Consider the following 15,623-nt stretch of genomic DNA (forward strand, 5'->3'; position numbering starts at 1 on the left):
TTCGGATCGCTTTGGTGGCCGGGCCCAACCTACCCACCCGGCTGTGCCAGAGTTGCCTGTGGCTCAGACGAAGGCCGCCGGAGTGGTGCTCGCGAGCGGAGCGGGTACCCGGGTCGGCGCCAAGCTCAACAAGGTCTATCTGCCGGTGGCGGGCAAACGGGTCGTCGCGTGGTCGCTCGACGCCTTCGCGCGCGTGCCCGGAATCGACGTGCTCGTGCTGGTCATCCGGCCGCAGGACACCGAACTCGCGCACGAGGTGCTCGCCGCGCATCCGGGCGAGGTCGAACTCGTCCACGGCGGCGCGACCCGGCAGGGTTCGGAGCTGAACGCCTTGCGCCACATGGCTTCCCGCATCGAGAGCGGTGAGATCGACGCGGTACTGCTGCACGACGCGGCCCGCCCGCTCGTGACTCCGGAACTGATCGCGGACGTCCTCGACGGCACGCGGCGCCACGGGGGAGCGGTGCCCGGCGTCGCGGCGGACGACATCGTGCGCGTCGACGGCGAGACCGTTTCCGGCGCGCTGCCCGGAGCGATCAGGGTGCAGACACCACAGGGTTTCCGCGCCGCCCCGTTGCTCGAAGCGTACGAAACGGCCGAGCGTGAGGGTTTCGTCGGCACGGACACGTCTTCGTGCATGGAAAGGTTCTCCGCGCTGCCGGTGCGGTGGGTTCCGGGCAGCGCGGAGAACCTCAAGATCACCTACCCGCACGACCTCGTTGTCGCCGAGCAGGTGATCGGCCGAGGTTAGGGATCTCCCTGGTCGGCCTTGGTCGGTATGGCGGGCAGGACGGTGACCGGTCGTCGTGCCTCCATCGGGATCACGCAGTCCGGATGTGGTTGCAGCAGCTGGATCGGCGCGGCGGTGTCGCCGGGCGGCGGAATGGTGAGCACGGCGCGCAGGGTCCAGTCGGCCGTCGAGTGGTACTGCCAGGACACGAGCGCGGGCCGGAAGACGTCGGTGTCGGCGACCGTGGTGACGCGGAAGGCGCTCGCCCGTTCTTCCCCGCGGAGGATGAGGACGTCGGCGCAGGTGTCCCACTGGAACACCGCGGCGCAGACCTCCGGTTCCTCCCGGGGGCCGAAGATGTAGACGACCCACCGGCGTCTTCGAAGCTCTTCGAGCAGTTCGTCGATGCTCAGATGGTTCATCGAGCCCCCCAACGGGTTTCGGGAACTTCTCGGAGAGTAACAGGTGTACTAGAGCACCGTCCAGAATGTGTACTAGTACGTAATAATGGGGTGTGAGCAGGATCCTTGGTGCTCGCCCATTGGTGTGCTAGAACGCTTGTGCGCACCGCGCGACCTTGTGAGGAGTCACCTTGCCCGCCGTCGATCGACCCGAACCGCCGTATCTCCAGATCGCGGGGAACATTCGCGACGACATCGTTTCGGGCAGGCTCAAGGAAGGCGACGCGGTTCCGTCCGCGCGCGAGATCGCGAGGAACTGGAACGTCGCGATGGCGACGGCGATGAAGGTGCTTTCGACACTTCGCGCCGAAGGTCTGGTCCGCGCGGTACGCGGGATCGGGACAGTGGTGCAGACCAGGGCGCTGCATCGGTCCGCGCACGATCGGACGATCTCGATCGCGCGAACCGGCAAGGTCTATCCACCGGGCCACTACGCGAAAATCCGCGAAGCGGGCCTCCTGCCGGCACCGGACAGGGTGGCCGGCGCGCTCGGAATCGATGAAGGTGCTCCGGTGATCCGGCGGCGAAGGACCACGTACGCGGCCGAAGGCAGGCCGGTGTCGACGTCGGTTTCGTGGTTCGACGGAGCCGTCGCGTCGAAGGCGCCTTTGCTGTTCGAGCCGGTGCGGATCGTCGAAGGCACGGTCAAATACGTGGCGGACCGGACGGGCCGGGTACTGACCGCGACTCATTCTCAGCACGCCGCGGGGCTGGCGGGTGCCGAGGAGGCGGCGGAACTCGGCGTGGCCGAAGGTTCGGCGATTCTGTTGAGTCGCAACAGGTTCTTGTCCGCCGAGGGTGACGTACTCGAGTACGGCGAATCGGCGGCCTTGCCGGACCACTGGATTTTCTACGAATACAACATCGAGGACGGGGCATGAAGCACATTCACGCGGGTAAGGTCCGGGACCTTTACGAAATCGACGGCGACATTCTGCTCGTCGCGTCGGATCGCGTTTCGGTCTACGACGTCTCGCTGCCGACCCCGATCCCGGACAAGGGCGCGCTGCTGAACCAGCTTTCCGCCTGGTGGTTCGAAAAGATGGCCGACGTGGTGCCGAACCACGTCGTCTCCACGACCGACGTGCCCGCCGAATTCGCCGGCCGCGCCATGCGCTGCAAGCCGCTGAAGATGATCCAGGTCGAGTGCATCGCGCGCGGCTACCTCACCGGTCTCGGCATGCGCGAATACCAGCGCGACGGCAAGGTTTCCGGGGTCGAGCTGCCCGCCGGTCTGGTCGAGGCGGACAAGCTGCCCGAGCCGATCTTCACGCCCACGACGAAGATCTCCGACACCGGACACGACGAGTTCATGACCTTCGCCGACGTCGTGAACGAGATCGGCCAGGAGACCGCGGACCGCATCCGCGATCTGACGCTCGAGGTCTATACCAAGGGGGCGGAGCACGCGGCGAAGAACGGCATCATCATCGCCGACACCAAGATCGAATTCGGTTTCGACGCCGACGGCGTGCTGACGCTCGGGGACGAGGTCCTCACGTCGGACTCGTCGCGGTTCTGGCCCGCCGACGAGTACGAGCCGGGCCGGACGCAGCACGCGTTCGACAAGCAGTTCGTCCGTGACTGGTCCACCACGACCGGCTGGGACAAGACGCCGCCCGGCCCCGCCATCCCGGCCGAGATCGTCGAGGCGACCCGCAAGCGCTACACCGAGGTCTACGAAAGGATCACCGGGAACACCTGGATTCCCGGTGGTGGTCATGCCTGAACAGCAGGTCTACGACCCGTACCGGCTGATCGACGACGTCGAGGGCCTGCTGATCCAGCGGGGCCACGCACCGGTGCGGCTCGACGGCCGGACCGGTGACCGGGTCGCCGGCGCGAGCAGGTTGTTGCGGGGCTTGGGAATCGATCCCTTGCGCGCGCCCGGCGACGCGCTCGACCTCGACGGTCAGATCGCGTACCAGTCCCGCGTGCACGGCGACTGACGTGTGTCGCAGTTAGTCGGCTGAATGCGGGAAAAGCGTCCGCATTTAGCCGACTAACTGCGTTCTTGGGGATCAGGGGGAGCGGGTCAGCGTCGGGTCGGTCTCGGTGACGCCGTCGAGGGCCTCGTCGATCGCGGCGAGCAGATCCGCGTCCAGCTTCACGCCGGCCGCCTTCACGTTCTCGTGCACCTGCTCCGGCCGCGAGGCGCCGATGATCGCCGAAGCGACGTTCGGGTTCTGCAGCACCCACGCCACGGCCAGCTGGGCCATCGTCAGGCCCGCCTTCTCCGCGATGGGCTCGAGCCGCTGCACGCGCTCGAGGACGTCGTCGTTGAGGAAGCGGGCGACCATGTTGGCGCCGCCCTTCTCGTCGGTCGCGCGGGAGCCCTCGGGCAGCGGCTGACCGGGCTTGTACTTGCCGGTGAGCACGCCCTGCGCGATCGGCGACCAGACGATCTGGCTGAGGCCCTCACGCTCGGAGGCCGGGACGACCTGCGCCTCGATGACCCGCCACAGCGCGTTGTACTGCGGCTGGTTCGAGATGAGGGGCACGTTGAGCTCGCGCGCGATCGCCGCGCCCTGGGTGATCTGCTCGGCGGTCCACTCGGAGACGCCGACGTAGAGCACCTTGCCCTGGCGGACGAGGTCGGCGAAGGCGAGGAATGTCTCTTCGAGCGGGACGGTCCGGTCGAACCGGTGCGCCTGGTAGAGGTCGACGTAGTCGGTGCCGAGGCGCTTCAGCGAGGCGTTCGCCGACTCCATGATGTGCTTGCGGCCGAGGCCCTGGTCGTTCGGGCCCTTGGGGCCGGTGGGCCAGTAGACCTTGGTGAAGATCTCCAGGCTTTCGCGGCGCAGGCCCTTCAATCCGCGGCCGAGTACCGATTCGGCGGCCGTGTTCGCGTAGACATCGGCGGTGTCGAAGGTGGTGATGCCGACGTCGAGCGCCGCCTTGATGCAGGCCTGGGCCTGGTCCTCTTCCACCTGGGACCCGTGGGTGAGCCAGTTGCCGTACGAGATCTCACTGACATTGAGGCCGCTGCGGCCCAGTCGTCGAAACTCCATGGGCGCGACTCTACCCCAGGCCGTTAGCGTCGCTAACGACCTGGGTTTCGCCTGTTCTCAGACCTTGTCGCCGGGGCTCACCCGCGGCTTGGGGACCCGCAGCTTGCGGATCTGGCTCGCCCGGATGAAGGAGTACCAGCCGACGGAGGTGCCCTTGATCGTCTCGTTCGGGAACTTCAGGCGGACCATCTTCGCGATCCGGCGCCCGCTGAGGAAACCTTCGACGATCATGCCGAGCAGCATCACGGTGCACAGCAGCGTCGCGTACCGCTGGACCTCGGGGTACGGCAGGATCAGCGCGACGAACACCAGGATCGCCAGCGGCATGAACAGGCCGAGCAGGTTGCGCCGCGAGTCGACCAGGTCGCGGATGTACGCCTTGACGGGGCCGCGGTCGCGGGGGAGCAGGTACTTGTCCTCGCCCGCCATCATCCGCTCGCGGCGTTCCTTGGCGGCGTTGCGCTGCTTCTGCTTGTACTCCGGGTCGGCCTTCGCGGACTTGCGGAGCTCCTTGTTGCGCTTCATCGCCTCCCGCATGGTGGTCGGCGGGGGCGCCACCGGGCCGCGGCGCTTGGCTTCGGCCTCACGACGCTTGGGCGTGGCCTTGCCCTTGCCCGGCGTATACGCCTTGGCCTGGACCTCGACGGCCTGGGTGTCGGGCGTCTCGGTGTCCGTCGTGGCGGAGTCTGTGGTGCTACGGCGCAGGAACCTCACCTCACCAGGGTAGTTGCAGGCGTCACGGTGCCACGCACCAGGCCGAGCGATATGTCACCATGGAGGGGAACAGATCGGGACTCCGACGTGTTGGACCATGTGCAAGACGAGTACCCGCAGCGAGTTCGACCAGAGGGAGAACCATGACGACCGCTGAGCAGGCAGCCGCAGCTCAGGCCGAAACCGCCGAGGAGACCCACGGCGTCACGTTGACCGACGCCGCCGCCAGCAAGGCGAAGGCCCTGCTCGAGCAGGAGGGCCGCGACGACATGCACCTGCGCATCGCCGTCCAGCCCGGTGGGTGCGCCGGCCTGCGCTACCAGCTGTTCTTCGACGAGCGCACGCTCGACGGCGACCTGTTCCGTGACTTCGACGGCCTCCGCGTGGCCGTCGACCGGATGAGCGCGCCGTACGTGTCGAGCGCCGTGATCGACTTCGTCGACTCGATCGAGAAGCAGGGCTTCACGATCGACAACCCCAACGCGACCGGCAGCTGCGCCTGCGGCGACAGCTTCCACTGATCCGCGTCGAGGCATGAAGAAGGGCCGCGAACCTCACCCAGGTCGCGGCCCTTCTTCATGCCCGGAGCGGATCAGACGTAGGCGTCCAGATCGGCGACCTGGGCGAGACAACGCTCGTCCACGGTCCAGGGCGGAGCGCTCTCCCGGGGCAGGGGCATGTTCTCGGCCTGGAGGGACGACGGGATACCGGCACAGTCGGCGATGAGTTCGCCGATCGATTCCGGTTCGAGGTGATACGCGGAAGTGGTCACGAACGACAAGCTAATGACTCATGGTGGAGTCGGACACCACTACCAACCGGTAGTGTTGACGGCCGTGCCTGAAGCAACCCGTATGGGGCATGACCTGCGGGTAACTTAGCCGTCCTCGCTCCCGCGGGGCCGACCGAACAAGGAGAACCGGTGGCAGCCAGCGCCAGGATCGCGGTATCCGGCAGTATCGCAACCGACCATCTCATGCACTTCCCGGGCAGGTTCGCCGAGCAGCTCATCGCCGAGCAGCTGCACCGGGTGTCCCTGAGCTTCCTGGCGGACGATCTCGTCGTGCGGCGGGGCGGGATCGGCGCGAACATCGCCTTCGGTCTCGGGGTGCTGGGCAAGAGCCCGATCCTGGTCGGCGCGGTGGGCTCCGACTTCGCCGACTACCGCTCGTGGCTCGAGCGGCACGGCGTCGACACGGCCGGGGTGCTGGTGTCCGAGGTCGCGCACACCGCCCGGTTCGTCTGCACCACCGACGAGGACCTCTGCCAGATCGCGACCTTCTACGCGGGCGCGATGGCCGAATCCCGCAACATCGAGCTGGCGCCGGTCGCCGCGCACGCGGGTGAACTGTCGCTCGTGCTGATCAGCCCGGACGACCCCGAAGGCATGGTCCGGCACGCCGAGGAGTGCCGTCAGCGCGGCTACACCTTCGCCGTCGACCCCTCGCAGCAGCTGGCCCGGATGGACGGCGCGCAGGTGCGCGCCTTCGTCGAGGGCGCGAAGTACCTGTTCAGCAACGACTACGAATGGGAACTGCTGCTGCAGAAGACCGGCTGGACCGAGGCCGAGGTCCTCGACCGCGTCGGCATGCGCATCACGACGCTCGGGGAGAAGGGCGTCGAGATCATCGGCAAGGACGGCCTCGCGCTGCAGATCGGCGCCGTCCCGGAACGCGGCAAGGTCGACCCGACCGGCGTCGGCGACGGTTTCCGCGCCGGGTTCATCGCGGGTATCGACGGCGGGCTCAGCCTGGAGCGTTCGGCGCAGCTGGGCTCGCTGATCGCCGTGCTGGTGCTGGAGACCGTGGGCACGCAGGAGTGGTCCTTCGACCGCGCCGACGTCCTGGGGCGGCTCAAGGAGGCCTTCGGGCCGGAGTCCGCCGAGGAGATCGCGGCGATCCTGCCGGAGTGAGCTGCCATAGCGCGTGAAGGCCTCCTTCCCTCGGCTCAGCCGAGGGAAGGAGGCCTTCACGCGCGACCGGTCAGGATCCCGCAGATCTCGGCGGGCCGGGACATCTGCGGGCAGTGCCCCGCGTCGATCTCGATCGCGGTGACCCCGAGCCGTTCCCGGGCGGCCCGCCGCAGCCATTCCGGCCGGAGAGTGCGGTCGCGGGTGGGAACGATCACCGTCGACGGGATCTCCGGTGCAGCCCCGGCGGGATGCGCCGCGAGCACCGCCGGGTTGAACAGCCGCAGGCTCTCGAGCGCCGGCCGTTCGGTTTCGGGATCGCAGTCGTGGAAGAGGAATTCCGACGCCTTCTCGGGATCCGCCGTCGGGTCCACGCCGATCCAGTCCGGTGCGAGCACGTCCCGCGCCTCGTCCCGCAGGCTCCGCCCACCGGCGAAATCGGGGATGTAGGCGGCGACCCACACCAGCGCCCGCGCGTCGAGGGCTTCGGCGATCGCGGGCAGCAGGACTCCCGCGCCGGAATGCGCCACGACCATCGGCCGCTCGCCGTCGTACTGGTCGCGCGCGTGCTGCGCGTAGCCCTCGACCGGCAGTTCCCGCGGGGTCAGCAGATCCACCGCGATCGTGCGGTGCCCGGCGGCGGTGAGCAGCTTCGCCACCCTGTCCCAGCCCGCCGGGCTCTGCGTCGTGCCGTGCACGAGGACGAAGTCCATCGCTCCATGCTGGCCTCCACCGGGTGAACGGTGAAGGCCGGCGTCACGAGTCGTGACTAGAGTTTCACCGGGTAGACGGGTTCCGGCACCTCGGGCTTGATGCGGTTCTCGACGAAGATGCCGTGCCACAGCATGAACACCAGCAGCGCCCACAGCTGACGGCTGCGGTCGAGCTGCCCGGCCTTGTGCTCTTCGAGCAGCGCCAGGACGGCCTTCTTGTCGAGCAGCGCGTCGGTCTGCGAGTCCGAGATGATGCCCTTGGCCCAGTCGTACATCTCGTTGCGCAGCCACAGCCGGATCGGCACCGGGAAGCCCAGCTTGCGCCGGTTCAGCACGTGGCCGGGGATGATCTTCGCCAGCGCCTGGCGCAGCGCGTACTTCGTGGTGCCGTGCGCGAGCTTCTGGTCGAGCGGGATGGTCGAGGCGACCTTGAACACCTCGGCGTCGAGGAACGGCACGCGCAGTTCCAGCGAGTTCGCCATGGTCACCTTGTCGGCCTTGACCAGGATGTCGCCGCGCAGCCAGGTGTAGAGGTCGACGTGCTGCATACGCGCGACCGGGTCCCAGTTCTCGGAGATCTTGTACCAAGGCGCGGTGACGTCCTTGAAGCCGATCCCGTCCTCGTACGTCCGCAGCACCTTGCGGAGCTGGTCGTCGCGGAAGTTGCGCGCGTTGCCGTAGTAGCGGTCCTCCAGCGGCAGCGCCCCGCGCCGCAGCAGGTCCTTGCCGCGGGTGCCCTCCGGGATCTTCGTGGAGACCTTGCCGATGATCTTCCGCATCCCGCCGGGGATCTTCTCGAACGGCGCCAGCGAGATCGGCTCGTTGTAGATCGTGTAGCCGCAGAAGAGCTCGTCGGCGCCTTCGCCGGACAGCACCGCCTTGACGTGCTTGCGGGCTTCGCGCGCGATGAACCAGAGCGGCACGAGCGCCGGGTCCGCCACCGGGTCGTCGAGGTACCAGACGATGAGCGGCAGCGCCTCCATCATCTCGTCCGCCGACACCGTGCGGACCACGTGCTTCACGCCGATCGCGGCGGCCGATTCGGCGGCGACGTCGACCTCGGAGTAGCCCTCGCGCTCGAACCCGGTGGTGAACGCGATCAGGTTCGGGTTGTGCTCCTTGGCCAGCGTCGCCGTCGCCGTGGAGTCGATACCGCCGGAGAGGAACGCGCCGACCGTGACGTCCGGGTCGGAGATCATGTGCTTGCCGACCGAGTCGCGCATCACATCGGCGATGCGCTCGTACAGCTCGTCGGCCTCGGCCTGGCTGTTCACCGGCTTCGCGTTGAACGTCGGGTGGAAATACCGCGTGAACTCGACGTCACCGCCGGGGACCACCCGGAACGACGTGCCGGACTCGACGCGGCGGACACCGGTGTGCATCGACTCGGGTTCCGGCACGTACTGCAGCACCAGGTAGTGCTGCAGGGCCGTCTTGTCCAGCTCGTCCTGGACGCCGAGCACGCTCGCAAGCTCCAGCAGGCTCTTCTTCTCGCTGGAGAAGGCGACCTTGCCGGGGCCCGCCGAGTAGAAGAGCGGCTTGATGCCGAACGGGTCACGCGCGCCGAAGACGACCTTCTCCTGCGAGTCCCAGATCAGGAAGGCGAACATGCCGCGCAGCTTCTTGACCGCCTCGTCGCCGAGGTAGTGGTACGCCGCGACGATGGCCTCGCCGTCGCCTTCTGTGGCGAATTTCGCACCATGCTCGGCGGCCAGCTCGTCACGCAGCTCTTTGTAGTTGTAGATCTCGCCGTTGAAGTTCAGCGTGTAGCGCTCCGGCGCCTCCGGCGGCCCCCACACCAGCGGCTGGTGGGCGTGGTCGACGTCGATGAAGGCCAGCCGGTTGAAGCCGTAGACCACCTCGGCGTCGGCCCAGGTGTCGTGCTCGTCGGGGCCGCGGTGCCGCTGGCAGCGCATGGCCGCGTCGACGGCGTCACGGGCGCTCGCAGCGTCGGCTTCGGTCGAACAGATCAGTCCAAGCAGGCCGCACACGTCTAGTTCACACACCTCTTGTTGGCCGAGCGGGGAGAAGGGCCCAGTATGCCGGTGGGTGTGTACACCCCGATGTGGTGGGGGATACGCGTGTTGGGGTTACCCCTTAGTCAGCGCGGCGCCGCAACTCGGCTAGGCTCCGGCTGTCACGAAGATCGGTCGAGGAGGCTCTGGGTGAAAGGGCAAGGCGCAGTGGGAAATCCAGAGCGCACCCCAGTTAAGCGGGCTGGTCGCGTCGCAGCGCTCGCCGCGCTGGTGATGCTGACCGCGACGGGCTGTTCCGGGGACGAGATCCTCCGCTTCGGCTGGCCGGTCGGGGTGACCCCGCAGGCGCACGACATGCGCACCTTGTGGACGTGGACCGTCATCGCCGCGCTGGCCGTCGGTGTCATCGTGTGGGCGCTGATCTTCTGGACCGCGATCTTCCACCGCAAGAAGAAGACCGCCGACGGCGCGGAGGAGGAACTGCCCCGTCAGTTCCAGTACAACATCCCGCTGGAGATCTTCACGGTCGTCGTCCCGACGATCATGGTCTGCGTGCTGTTCTTCTTCACCGCGACCACCGAGAACCGCGTGCTCGCCGAGACGGAGAACCCGGACGTCACGGTCGACATCGTCGCGTTCCAGTGGAACTGGGAGTTCAAGTACAAGAGCGACTCCAAGAACCACGAGGACCCCGAGATCACCACGGTCGGCAGCTCGACCGAGATCCCGCTGCTGGTCCTGCCGACGAACAAGACGATCCAGTACAACCTGCGGTCGGCCGACGTCATCCACTCGTTCTGGGTGCCGGAGTTCCACTTCAAGCGGGACGTCATGCCGGACCCGGAGAAGAACAACCAGGACTTCACCTTCCAGAACTCGATCGACAAGGAAGGTTCGTTCGTCGGCCGCTGCGCCGAACTGTGCGGCACCTACCACTCGGGGATGAACTTCGAGGTCAGGGCGCTCTCGCCGGACAAGTACGCGCAGTACATCCAGCTCCGTGGCACCGTGAACCCGAAGAGCGGCAAGCCGAACACGGCTTCCGAGGCGCTGACGGCGATGAACTGCGGCGAACTGTGCTCGCCCTACGCCGTCACCACCACCCCGTTCAACACCGACCGCACCGCGCGGGTCGCGTCCAACTGACCCGGCTGTTCGAGCCCGAAACAGGAGTGAGGCAACGTCCATGAAGGTCGAAGGACGGATTTTCTTCCTCGTCGCGGTCTTCTCCGTCATCGTCGCGGGTATCTACGCGTACATGACCGGAACGATGACCCGGGACGGCGTCGAGCCGGTCGGTGTGGTGGCCCTGATCCTCACCGGTGGCCTGGCCTTCCTGGCCGGGAGCTACCTGCAGTTCGTGGCGCGGCGCATCGAGCCGCGGCCGGAGGACCGGGAAGACGCCGAGATCAGCGACGGTGCCGGTGAGCTGGGCTTCTTCAGCCCGGGCAGCTACTGGCCGATCGGTCTCGCGGCGGCCGCCGCGCTGACCGGTGTCGCGCTCGCGTTCTTCCACGTCTGGCTGCTGATCATCGCGCTGGGCCTGGTCATCATCGCCATCGGCGGGCTGGTGTTCGAGTACCACACCGGTCCGAACCACGAGTGACGTTCTGACGCCGGAAGCGGCGCCTCGGTCTCCGGACCGGGGCGCCGTTTCGCATTCAGAGGACTAAACGCGGGCGGGCTGGGGTTCGGGGCGAGGGGCTCGCGTGCGCTTCGGGGCCAGCGCGGCCGCCAGGACGGCCAGCATCCCCACCCCTTCCGGCCAGGTCGGCCGGTGGCCGTAGGCGAGGACGTCGACGACCACCGCGACCACCGGATAGACGTAGGACAGCAGCGCCACCGTCGTGGTCGGCAGCTTCCCGATGCTCGCGTACATGAGCACGTACATCAGCGCGGTGTGCACGGTCCCGAGCAGGACCAGCCACAGCAGCCCTGAGGTGTCCGTGGGCAGCGGCGTGACCAGCAGGGCGGGTGCGAGCACGATCGTGCCGGTCACGAGCTGTACGGCCGCGAGGACGTGCGGTCGGACGTGCGTGAGCTGCTTCGCGACGAACGAGGCGCCGGCGTAGAGCGCGGCCGCGCCGAGGGCGAGCGCGATCCCCGCCAGCCGGACGGGCTTGCCGTCGGCGCCGTGCGCGGACAGGGAGATGAGGGTCACCCCGCCGAACGCGATCAGCGCCCGGACCAGCTGGCTCCTCGCCATCTTCTCGCCGAGGAACGCCGCGGCGAGACCGACCAGCATCAGCGGTTGAGTGTGGTAGACGACGGTGCTGACCCCGATCGACGACAGCGAGTACGAGGCGAACAGCAGCACCCAGTTCCCGACCAGGAACAGGCCGCCGAGGACCGCGAGCAGCAGGTCGCGGCGGCTGAGCGTCCACGGGCGGAGCCAGCCGCGAGCCGCGCTCCACACCAGGAGCAGCAGGCCGCCGACGAGGCTCCTCGCGAACGCCACGGCGGGGGCGTCGGCGCCGCTTTCGAGGACGACGGCGCCGATCGTGCCGGACAGCGCCATCGCGGCCGTCCACTGCAACACGGGGTTGTTCTTGTTCATGGCGACCACTTTCGCCCTCGTGTGCGCGGTCAACCAGTGTCAGAGATGACATCGACCGCAAAACTTGTGACACACTGCCCGGATGGATGTGAAGAAGGTCGCGGTGGTGCTCGCCGACCAGGTCTCGCCGTTCGAACTCGGCGTCGCGTGCGAGGTCTTCGGCACCGATCGCAGCGCCGACGGCATCGAGGGCTGGGACTTCGCGGTCTGCTCGCCCGGCGGCGCGAACGTGCTGAGCTGGTCCGGCTTCGGGCTCGATGGGCTGCGGGATCTGGACTTCGCGGCGTCCGCGGATCTGCTGATCGTCCCGACCTGCGCGCCCCGCAGCGCGAGCCCGCCGGAGCCGGTGCTCGAGGTCCTGCGCGACGCGGCGAGCCGGGGTGCCTGGGTCGCGGGCTTCTGCGCGGGCGTCTTCTCGCTCGGCTACGCGGGGCTGCTGGACGGGCGCAACTGCACCGTCCATTGGGTCTACGAGCAGGAGTTCCGGTCGCGCTTCCCGACGGCGAAGGTCGATCCGAAGGCGTTGTACGTCGACGACGGCGGCGTTCTCACCAGCGCGGGAACCGTGGCCGCCGTCGACCTGTGCCTGCATCTGGTGCGGGAGCTGCGCGGTGTCGCCGCGGCCACGACACTGGCCAGGCGGATGGTCGCGGCGCCGCACCGGGTCGGCGGGCAGGCCCAGTTCGTGCAGGCGCCGGTGCCCGAGACCGCCGCGCCGGACGACACCGTGCTCGCCGAAGCGCTCGAATGGATCGAGCGGCGATTGGACCGGCCGTTCACCGTCGCGGAGCTCGCCCGCCGCAGCGGTCTGGGGGAGCGTACGTTCCTGCGCCGGTTCTCGGCGGCCACCGGCACGACGCCGCACCGATGGCTCACCGAGCGCCGCCTGGACCGGGCGCAATCACTGCTCGAAGAAGGTCGTCTGTCCATTGAGGACATCGCGGTCGCCTGCGGATACGCCTCCGCCGCCGCGCTGCGGCATCAGTTCGGCAAGCTGCGGGGGACCAGCCCGAGCGCGTACCGCAGGACGTTTTCCGCCGGCTAGAAGGAGATTTCCTGTCCAACTGTCACTTGGACATGGTCGGGGACCTCGTCGTGCTCGTCGCCGACGGAGAGGGTGCCGGTCGGCTCGAACAGCAACAGCGACGCACCGTCCACTGAGGACGGTTTGTGGAACGTCCCGCGCGGGACGACGAAAACCGAACCGCGCGGCAGCGTGACGACGCGTTCGCCGCCCTCCTCGCGCAACGCGATGTCCAAGGTGCCGTCGAGAACGAGGAAGAACTCGTCGGTGTTCTCGTGGACGTGCCAGACGTGCTCGCCCGCGACCTTGGCGAGACGGACGTCGTAGTCGTTGACGTGGGCGACGATCCGGGGGCTCCAGATCTCGTCGAACCCGGCCAGGGCGGTTTCCAGATCGATCGGCTGCTTGCTCATACCCCGATCCTCGTCACTGGACCGCCGGGGCGGTGAGTGCTAGGAATCGCATATGTCGCATGATTCCTCGCACAAGGTCGCCATCCTGGTCGACGAGGGCTCCAACCCCTTCGAAATGGGCGTCGCGACCGAGCTCTTCGGCCTGCGGCGGCCGGAGCTGGACAGGCCTTGGTACGACTTCACGGTGTGCGCGGCCGAGCCGTCCGTGCGGATGCACCTGGGCATGTTCACCCTCACCGGGGTCGCGGGGCTCGAGGCCCTGGAGACCGCCGACACGGTGATCGTGCCCAACCGGCCCGATCCGGAGAGCCCGGCCAGGGAGTCGGTGCTGGGGGCTGTTCGCGCCGCGTCCGAGCGAGGTGCCCGGCTGGTGAGCTTCTGCACGGGCGCCTTCACCCTCGCGCGGGCCGGGGTCCTGGACGGGCGCCGCGCGACGACGCACTGGAAATGGGCCGGACGGTTTCGCGAGCTGTTCCCCGAAGTGCTGCTGGAGCCGGACGTGCTCTTCGTCGACGACGGCGACGTCCTGACCGCGGCGGGCAGCGCGGCCGCCCTCGATCTGGGGCTGCATCTGATCAGCCGTGACCACGGCGCCGAGATCGCGAACGCGGTGAGCCGGCGACTGGTGTTCGCCGGGCACCGGGACGGCGGGCAGCGGCAGTTCGTCGAACGTCCGCTGCCGCCGGTGCCGGACACGTCGCTGGCGCCGGTGCTCGCCTGGGCGCGTGAACGGCTGGACCGGCCGCTCACCGTCGCCGACCTCGCCGAGCGGGCGGCGGCCAGCCAGGCGACGCTGCACCGGCGGTTCCGCGCCGAACTGGGGACGACGCCACTGGCGTGGCTCACGACGGAACGGATCGCGCTGGCGTGCCGGCTGATCGAGCGCGGGGAGCAGCGGCTGGACCGGGTGGCGCGGGCTTCGGGGTTCGGGACCGCTGCGAACCTGCGTACGCAGCTTCGGCGGGCTACTGGGCTGACGCCTACGGCTTACCGGGCGCGCTTCAGCACCGCCTCGTGATAGTGCGTTTCGTCCTCTGAATGCGGTCCTTGCACGCGCAACTACCGCATCCAGAGGACGAAACGCGCGTCAGGCGAAGGCGATCCACCGGTTCAGCAGGTCCGCGGCGGCGCCCGAATCGATGGCCGACGCCGCCCGTTCGAGCCCGGCCGCCAGATCGTCTTCCAGCGATCCGGAGAACCCGGCGAAAGCCGCCAGCGCGGCAGCCGAGTTGAGCAGCACCGCGTCCCGCACCGGCCCGGTCTTCCCGGCCATCACCTGACGGAACACGTCGGCGTTGTGGGCGGCGTCCCCGCCGCGCAGGTCGTCCGCGGTCGCCCTGGCGATGCCCAGCGAAGCGGGGTCGAAGCTCCGCTCGGTGATCTCGCCGCCGGAGATCACCCACACCGAACTCGTGGTCGTGGTGGTGAGCTCGTCCAGGCCGTCGTCGCCGCGCACGAGCAGCACGGTCATGCCGCGCCGCGCGAACACCTCGGCCAGCACCCGGGTCTTGTCCTGATACGCGCAGCCGATCAGCGAACTGCGCGGCTGCGCCGGGTTGGTCAGGGGACCCAGCAGGTTGAACGTCGTCGGCACGCCGAGCTCGCCGCGGGTCGGGCCCGCGTGGCGCAGGGCCGGGTGGAACTTCGGCGCGAAGCAGAAGCCGATGCCCAGTTCGTTCACGCTGCGCTGGACCGTCTCCGGCGGCAGGTCGATCGTGACGCCGAGCTCCTCCAGCACGTCCGCCGCGCCGGATTTCGACGACGCGCTCCGGTTGCCGTGCTTGGCCACCGGGGCACCCGCCGCGGCCGTCACCACCGTGGCCATGGTGGAGATGTTGACCGAATTCGACCGGTCGCCGCCGGTGCCGACGATGTCCACCGACGGCCGGTCGATGGTCACCCGTTTGGCGTGCGCCAGCATGGCGTCGGCCATACCGGAGATCTCGGCCGGTGTCTCGCCCTTCGCGCGCAGCGCGACGGCGAATCCGGCGATCTGGGACGGCGTCGCCGCCCCGCTCATGATCTGGTCCATCGCCCACGCGGTGTCCTGCTCGGACAGATCCGCGCGCGCGATGAGCTGGTTGAGCAGGGACGGCCAGGTCTTGGCGGTCACGG

At 68.5% G+C, this 15,623-nt stretch carries 19 protein-coding genes; 10 read left to right on the forward strand and 9 right to left on the reverse strand.

Annotated features, from left to right (window positions below; all coding sequences use genetic code 11):
• Positions 1 to 82: 82 nt before the first annotated feature.
• Positions 83 to 751, forward strand: a complete 669-nt coding sequence (locus tag AB8M46_RS38810) for a 2-C-methyl-D-erythritol 4-phosphate cytidylyltransferase (RefSeq protein WP_394363442.1) — start codon at positions 83 to 85, stop codon at positions 749 to 751.
• Here AB8M46_RS38810 and AB8M46_RS38815 read toward each other — a convergent pair.
• Positions 748 to 1,152 (reverse strand): hypothetical protein, encoded by a 405-nt coding sequence (locus AB8M46_RS38815; protein WP_037344708.1) that lies wholly within the window; start codon positions 1,150 to 1,152, stop codon positions 748 to 750. The two genes, AB8M46_RS38810 and AB8M46_RS38815, sit on opposite strands and share 4 nt — an antisense overlap.
• Positions 1,153 to 1,322: 170 nt before the next feature.
• Here AB8M46_RS38815 and AB8M46_RS38820 point away from each other — a divergent pair, with 170 nt between their 5' ends.
• The 3 genes from AB8M46_RS38820 to AB8M46_RS38830 are packed head-to-tail and all read left to right on the forward strand — an operon-like array spanning position 1,323 to position 3,140.
• Positions 1,323 to 2,072: a GntR family transcriptional regulator gene (locus tag AB8M46_RS38820; protein ID WP_037344711.1), complete on the forward strand. Its 750-nt coding sequence runs from the start codon at positions 1,323 to 1,325 to the stop codon at positions 2,070 to 2,072.
• On the forward strand, positions 2,069 to 2,920 hold the full coding sequence (locus tag AB8M46_RS38825) for a phosphoribosylaminoimidazolesuccinocarboxamide synthase (protein WP_037344713.1): 852 nt from the start codon (positions 2,069 to 2,071) through the stop codon (positions 2,918 to 2,920). The genes AB8M46_RS38820 and AB8M46_RS38825 overlap by 4 nt, the downstream gene beginning before the upstream one ends.
• Positions 2,913 to 3,140, forward strand: a complete 228-nt coding sequence (locus tag AB8M46_RS38830; protein ID WP_016336063.1) for a hypothetical protein — start codon at positions 2,913 to 2,915, stop codon at positions 3,138 to 3,140. The genes AB8M46_RS38825 and AB8M46_RS38830 overlap by 8 nt, the downstream gene beginning before the upstream one ends.
• 72 nt (positions 3,141 to 3,212) lie before the next feature.
• Here the strand turns inward: AB8M46_RS38830 and AB8M46_RS38835 are convergent, their stop codons facing one another.
• Together AB8M46_RS38835 and AB8M46_RS38840 are read right to left on the reverse strand one after the other, a co-directional pair.
• Complete coding sequence (locus tag AB8M46_RS38835) at positions 3,213 to 4,202, reverse strand: aldo/keto reductase family protein (RefSeq protein ID WP_037344716.1); 990 nt, start codon at positions 4,200 to 4,202, stop codon at positions 3,213 to 3,215.
• Between the two features lie 57 nt (positions 4,203 to 4,259).
• A complete protein-coding gene (locus AB8M46_RS38840; protein ID WP_016336061.1) occupies positions 4,260 to 4,916 on the reverse strand; it encodes a DUF3043 domain-containing protein in 657 nt (218 codons plus the stop codon).
• A 143-nt stretch (positions 4,917 to 5,059) separates the two neighbouring features.
• Here AB8M46_RS38840 and AB8M46_RS38845 point away from each other — a divergent pair, with 143 nt between their 5' ends.
• Positions 5,060 to 5,437 carry an iron-sulfur cluster assembly accessory protein gene (locus AB8M46_RS38845; protein WP_016336060.1) on the forward strand — a complete coding sequence of 126 codons (378 nt, stop codon included), beginning with the start codon at positions 5,060 to 5,062 and terminating at the stop codon, positions 5,435 to 5,437.
• Positions 5,438 to 5,508: 71 nt separating this feature from the next.
• Here the strand turns inward: AB8M46_RS38845 and AB8M46_RS38850 are convergent, their stop codons facing one another.
• A complete protein-coding gene (locus tag AB8M46_RS38850; RefSeq protein WP_016336059.1) occupies positions 5,509 to 5,697 on the reverse strand; it encodes a hypothetical protein in 189 nt (62 codons plus the stop codon).
• Between the two features lie 141 nt (positions 5,698 to 5,838).
• On the opposite strand from AB8M46_RS38850, the gene AB8M46_RS38855 reads away from it, so the two are divergent.
• Positions 5,839 to 6,828 carry a carbohydrate kinase family protein gene (locus AB8M46_RS38855; protein WP_125735346.1) on the forward strand — a complete coding sequence of 330 codons (990 nt, stop codon included), beginning with the start codon at positions 5,839 to 5,841 and terminating at the stop codon, positions 6,826 to 6,828.
• Between the two features lie 56 nt (positions 6,829 to 6,884).
• Here the strand turns inward: AB8M46_RS38855 and AB8M46_RS38860 are convergent, their stop codons facing one another.
• Together AB8M46_RS38860 and asnB are read right to left on the reverse strand one after the other, a co-directional pair.
• A complete protein-coding gene (locus AB8M46_RS38860; protein ID WP_394363410.1) occupies positions 6,885 to 7,538 on the reverse strand; it encodes an alpha/beta fold hydrolase in 654 nt (217 codons plus the stop codon).
• Between the two features lie 56 nt (positions 7,539 to 7,594).
• On the reverse strand, positions 7,595 to 9,529 hold the full coding sequence (asnB, locus tag AB8M46_RS38865) for an asparagine synthase (glutamine-hydrolyzing) (RefSeq protein WP_394363411.1): 1,935 nt from the start codon (positions 9,527 to 9,529) through the stop codon (positions 7,595 to 7,597).
• 192 nt (positions 9,530 to 9,721) lie between these two features.
• Between asnB and AB8M46_RS38870 the strand changes: the two genes are divergently transcribed.
• On the forward strand, positions 9,722 to 10,660 hold the full coding sequence (locus AB8M46_RS38870) for a cytochrome c oxidase subunit II (protein ID WP_034321399.1): 939 nt from the start codon (positions 9,722 to 9,724) through the stop codon (positions 10,658 to 10,660).
• Between the two features lie 40 nt (positions 10,661 to 10,700).
• Positions 10,701 to 11,120, forward strand: a complete 420-nt coding sequence (locus AB8M46_RS38875; RefSeq protein WP_037344731.1) for a cytochrome c oxidase subunit 4 — start codon at positions 10,701 to 10,703, stop codon at positions 11,118 to 11,120.
• Between the two features lie 63 nt (positions 11,121 to 11,183).
• Here AB8M46_RS38875 and AB8M46_RS38880 read toward each other — a convergent pair whose 3' ends face one another.
• Complete coding sequence (locus AB8M46_RS38880) at positions 11,184 to 12,071, reverse strand: DMT family transporter (RefSeq protein WP_394363412.1); 888 nt, start codon at positions 12,069 to 12,071, stop codon at positions 11,184 to 11,186.
• 82 nt (positions 12,072 to 12,153) lie between these two features.
• Here AB8M46_RS38880 and AB8M46_RS38885 point away from each other — a divergent pair, with 82 nt between their 5' ends.
• The gene (locus AB8M46_RS38885; protein ID WP_125735342.1) at positions 12,154 to 13,116 is read left to right on the forward strand and encodes a GlxA family transcriptional regulator; all 963 of its coding nucleotides are present in this window, start codon (positions 12,154 to 12,156) and stop codon (positions 13,114 to 13,116) included.
• Here AB8M46_RS38885 and AB8M46_RS38890 read toward each other — a convergent pair.
• The gene (locus AB8M46_RS38890) at positions 13,113 to 13,508 is read right to left on the reverse strand and encodes a cupin domain-containing protein (protein WP_037344733.1); all 396 of its coding nucleotides are present in this window, start codon (positions 13,506 to 13,508) and stop codon (positions 13,113 to 13,115) included. The genes AB8M46_RS38885 and AB8M46_RS38890 overlap by 4 nt on opposite strands.
• A gap of 52 nt (positions 13,509 to 13,560) precedes the next feature.
• Between AB8M46_RS38890 and AB8M46_RS38895 the strand changes: the two genes are divergently transcribed.
• On the forward strand, positions 13,561 to 14,526 hold the full coding sequence (locus AB8M46_RS38895) for a helix-turn-helix domain-containing protein (RefSeq protein ID WP_394363413.1): 966 nt from the start codon (positions 13,561 to 13,563) through the stop codon (positions 14,524 to 14,526).
• A gap of 69 nt (positions 14,527 to 14,595) precedes the next feature.
• Here AB8M46_RS38895 and trpD read toward each other — a convergent pair whose 3' ends face one another.
• A complete protein-coding gene (gene trpD / locus AB8M46_RS38900; RefSeq protein WP_037344737.1) occupies positions 14,596 to 15,621 on the reverse strand; it encodes an anthranilate phosphoribosyltransferase in 1,026 nt (341 codons plus the stop codon).
• Positions 15,622 to 15,623 lie beyond the last annotated feature (2 nt).

The organism is Amycolatopsis sp. SB7-3, from assembly GCF_041021335.1.
GTDB lineage: Bacteria > Actinomycetota > Actinomycetes > Mycobacteriales > Pseudonocardiaceae > Amycolatopsis > Amycolatopsis japonica.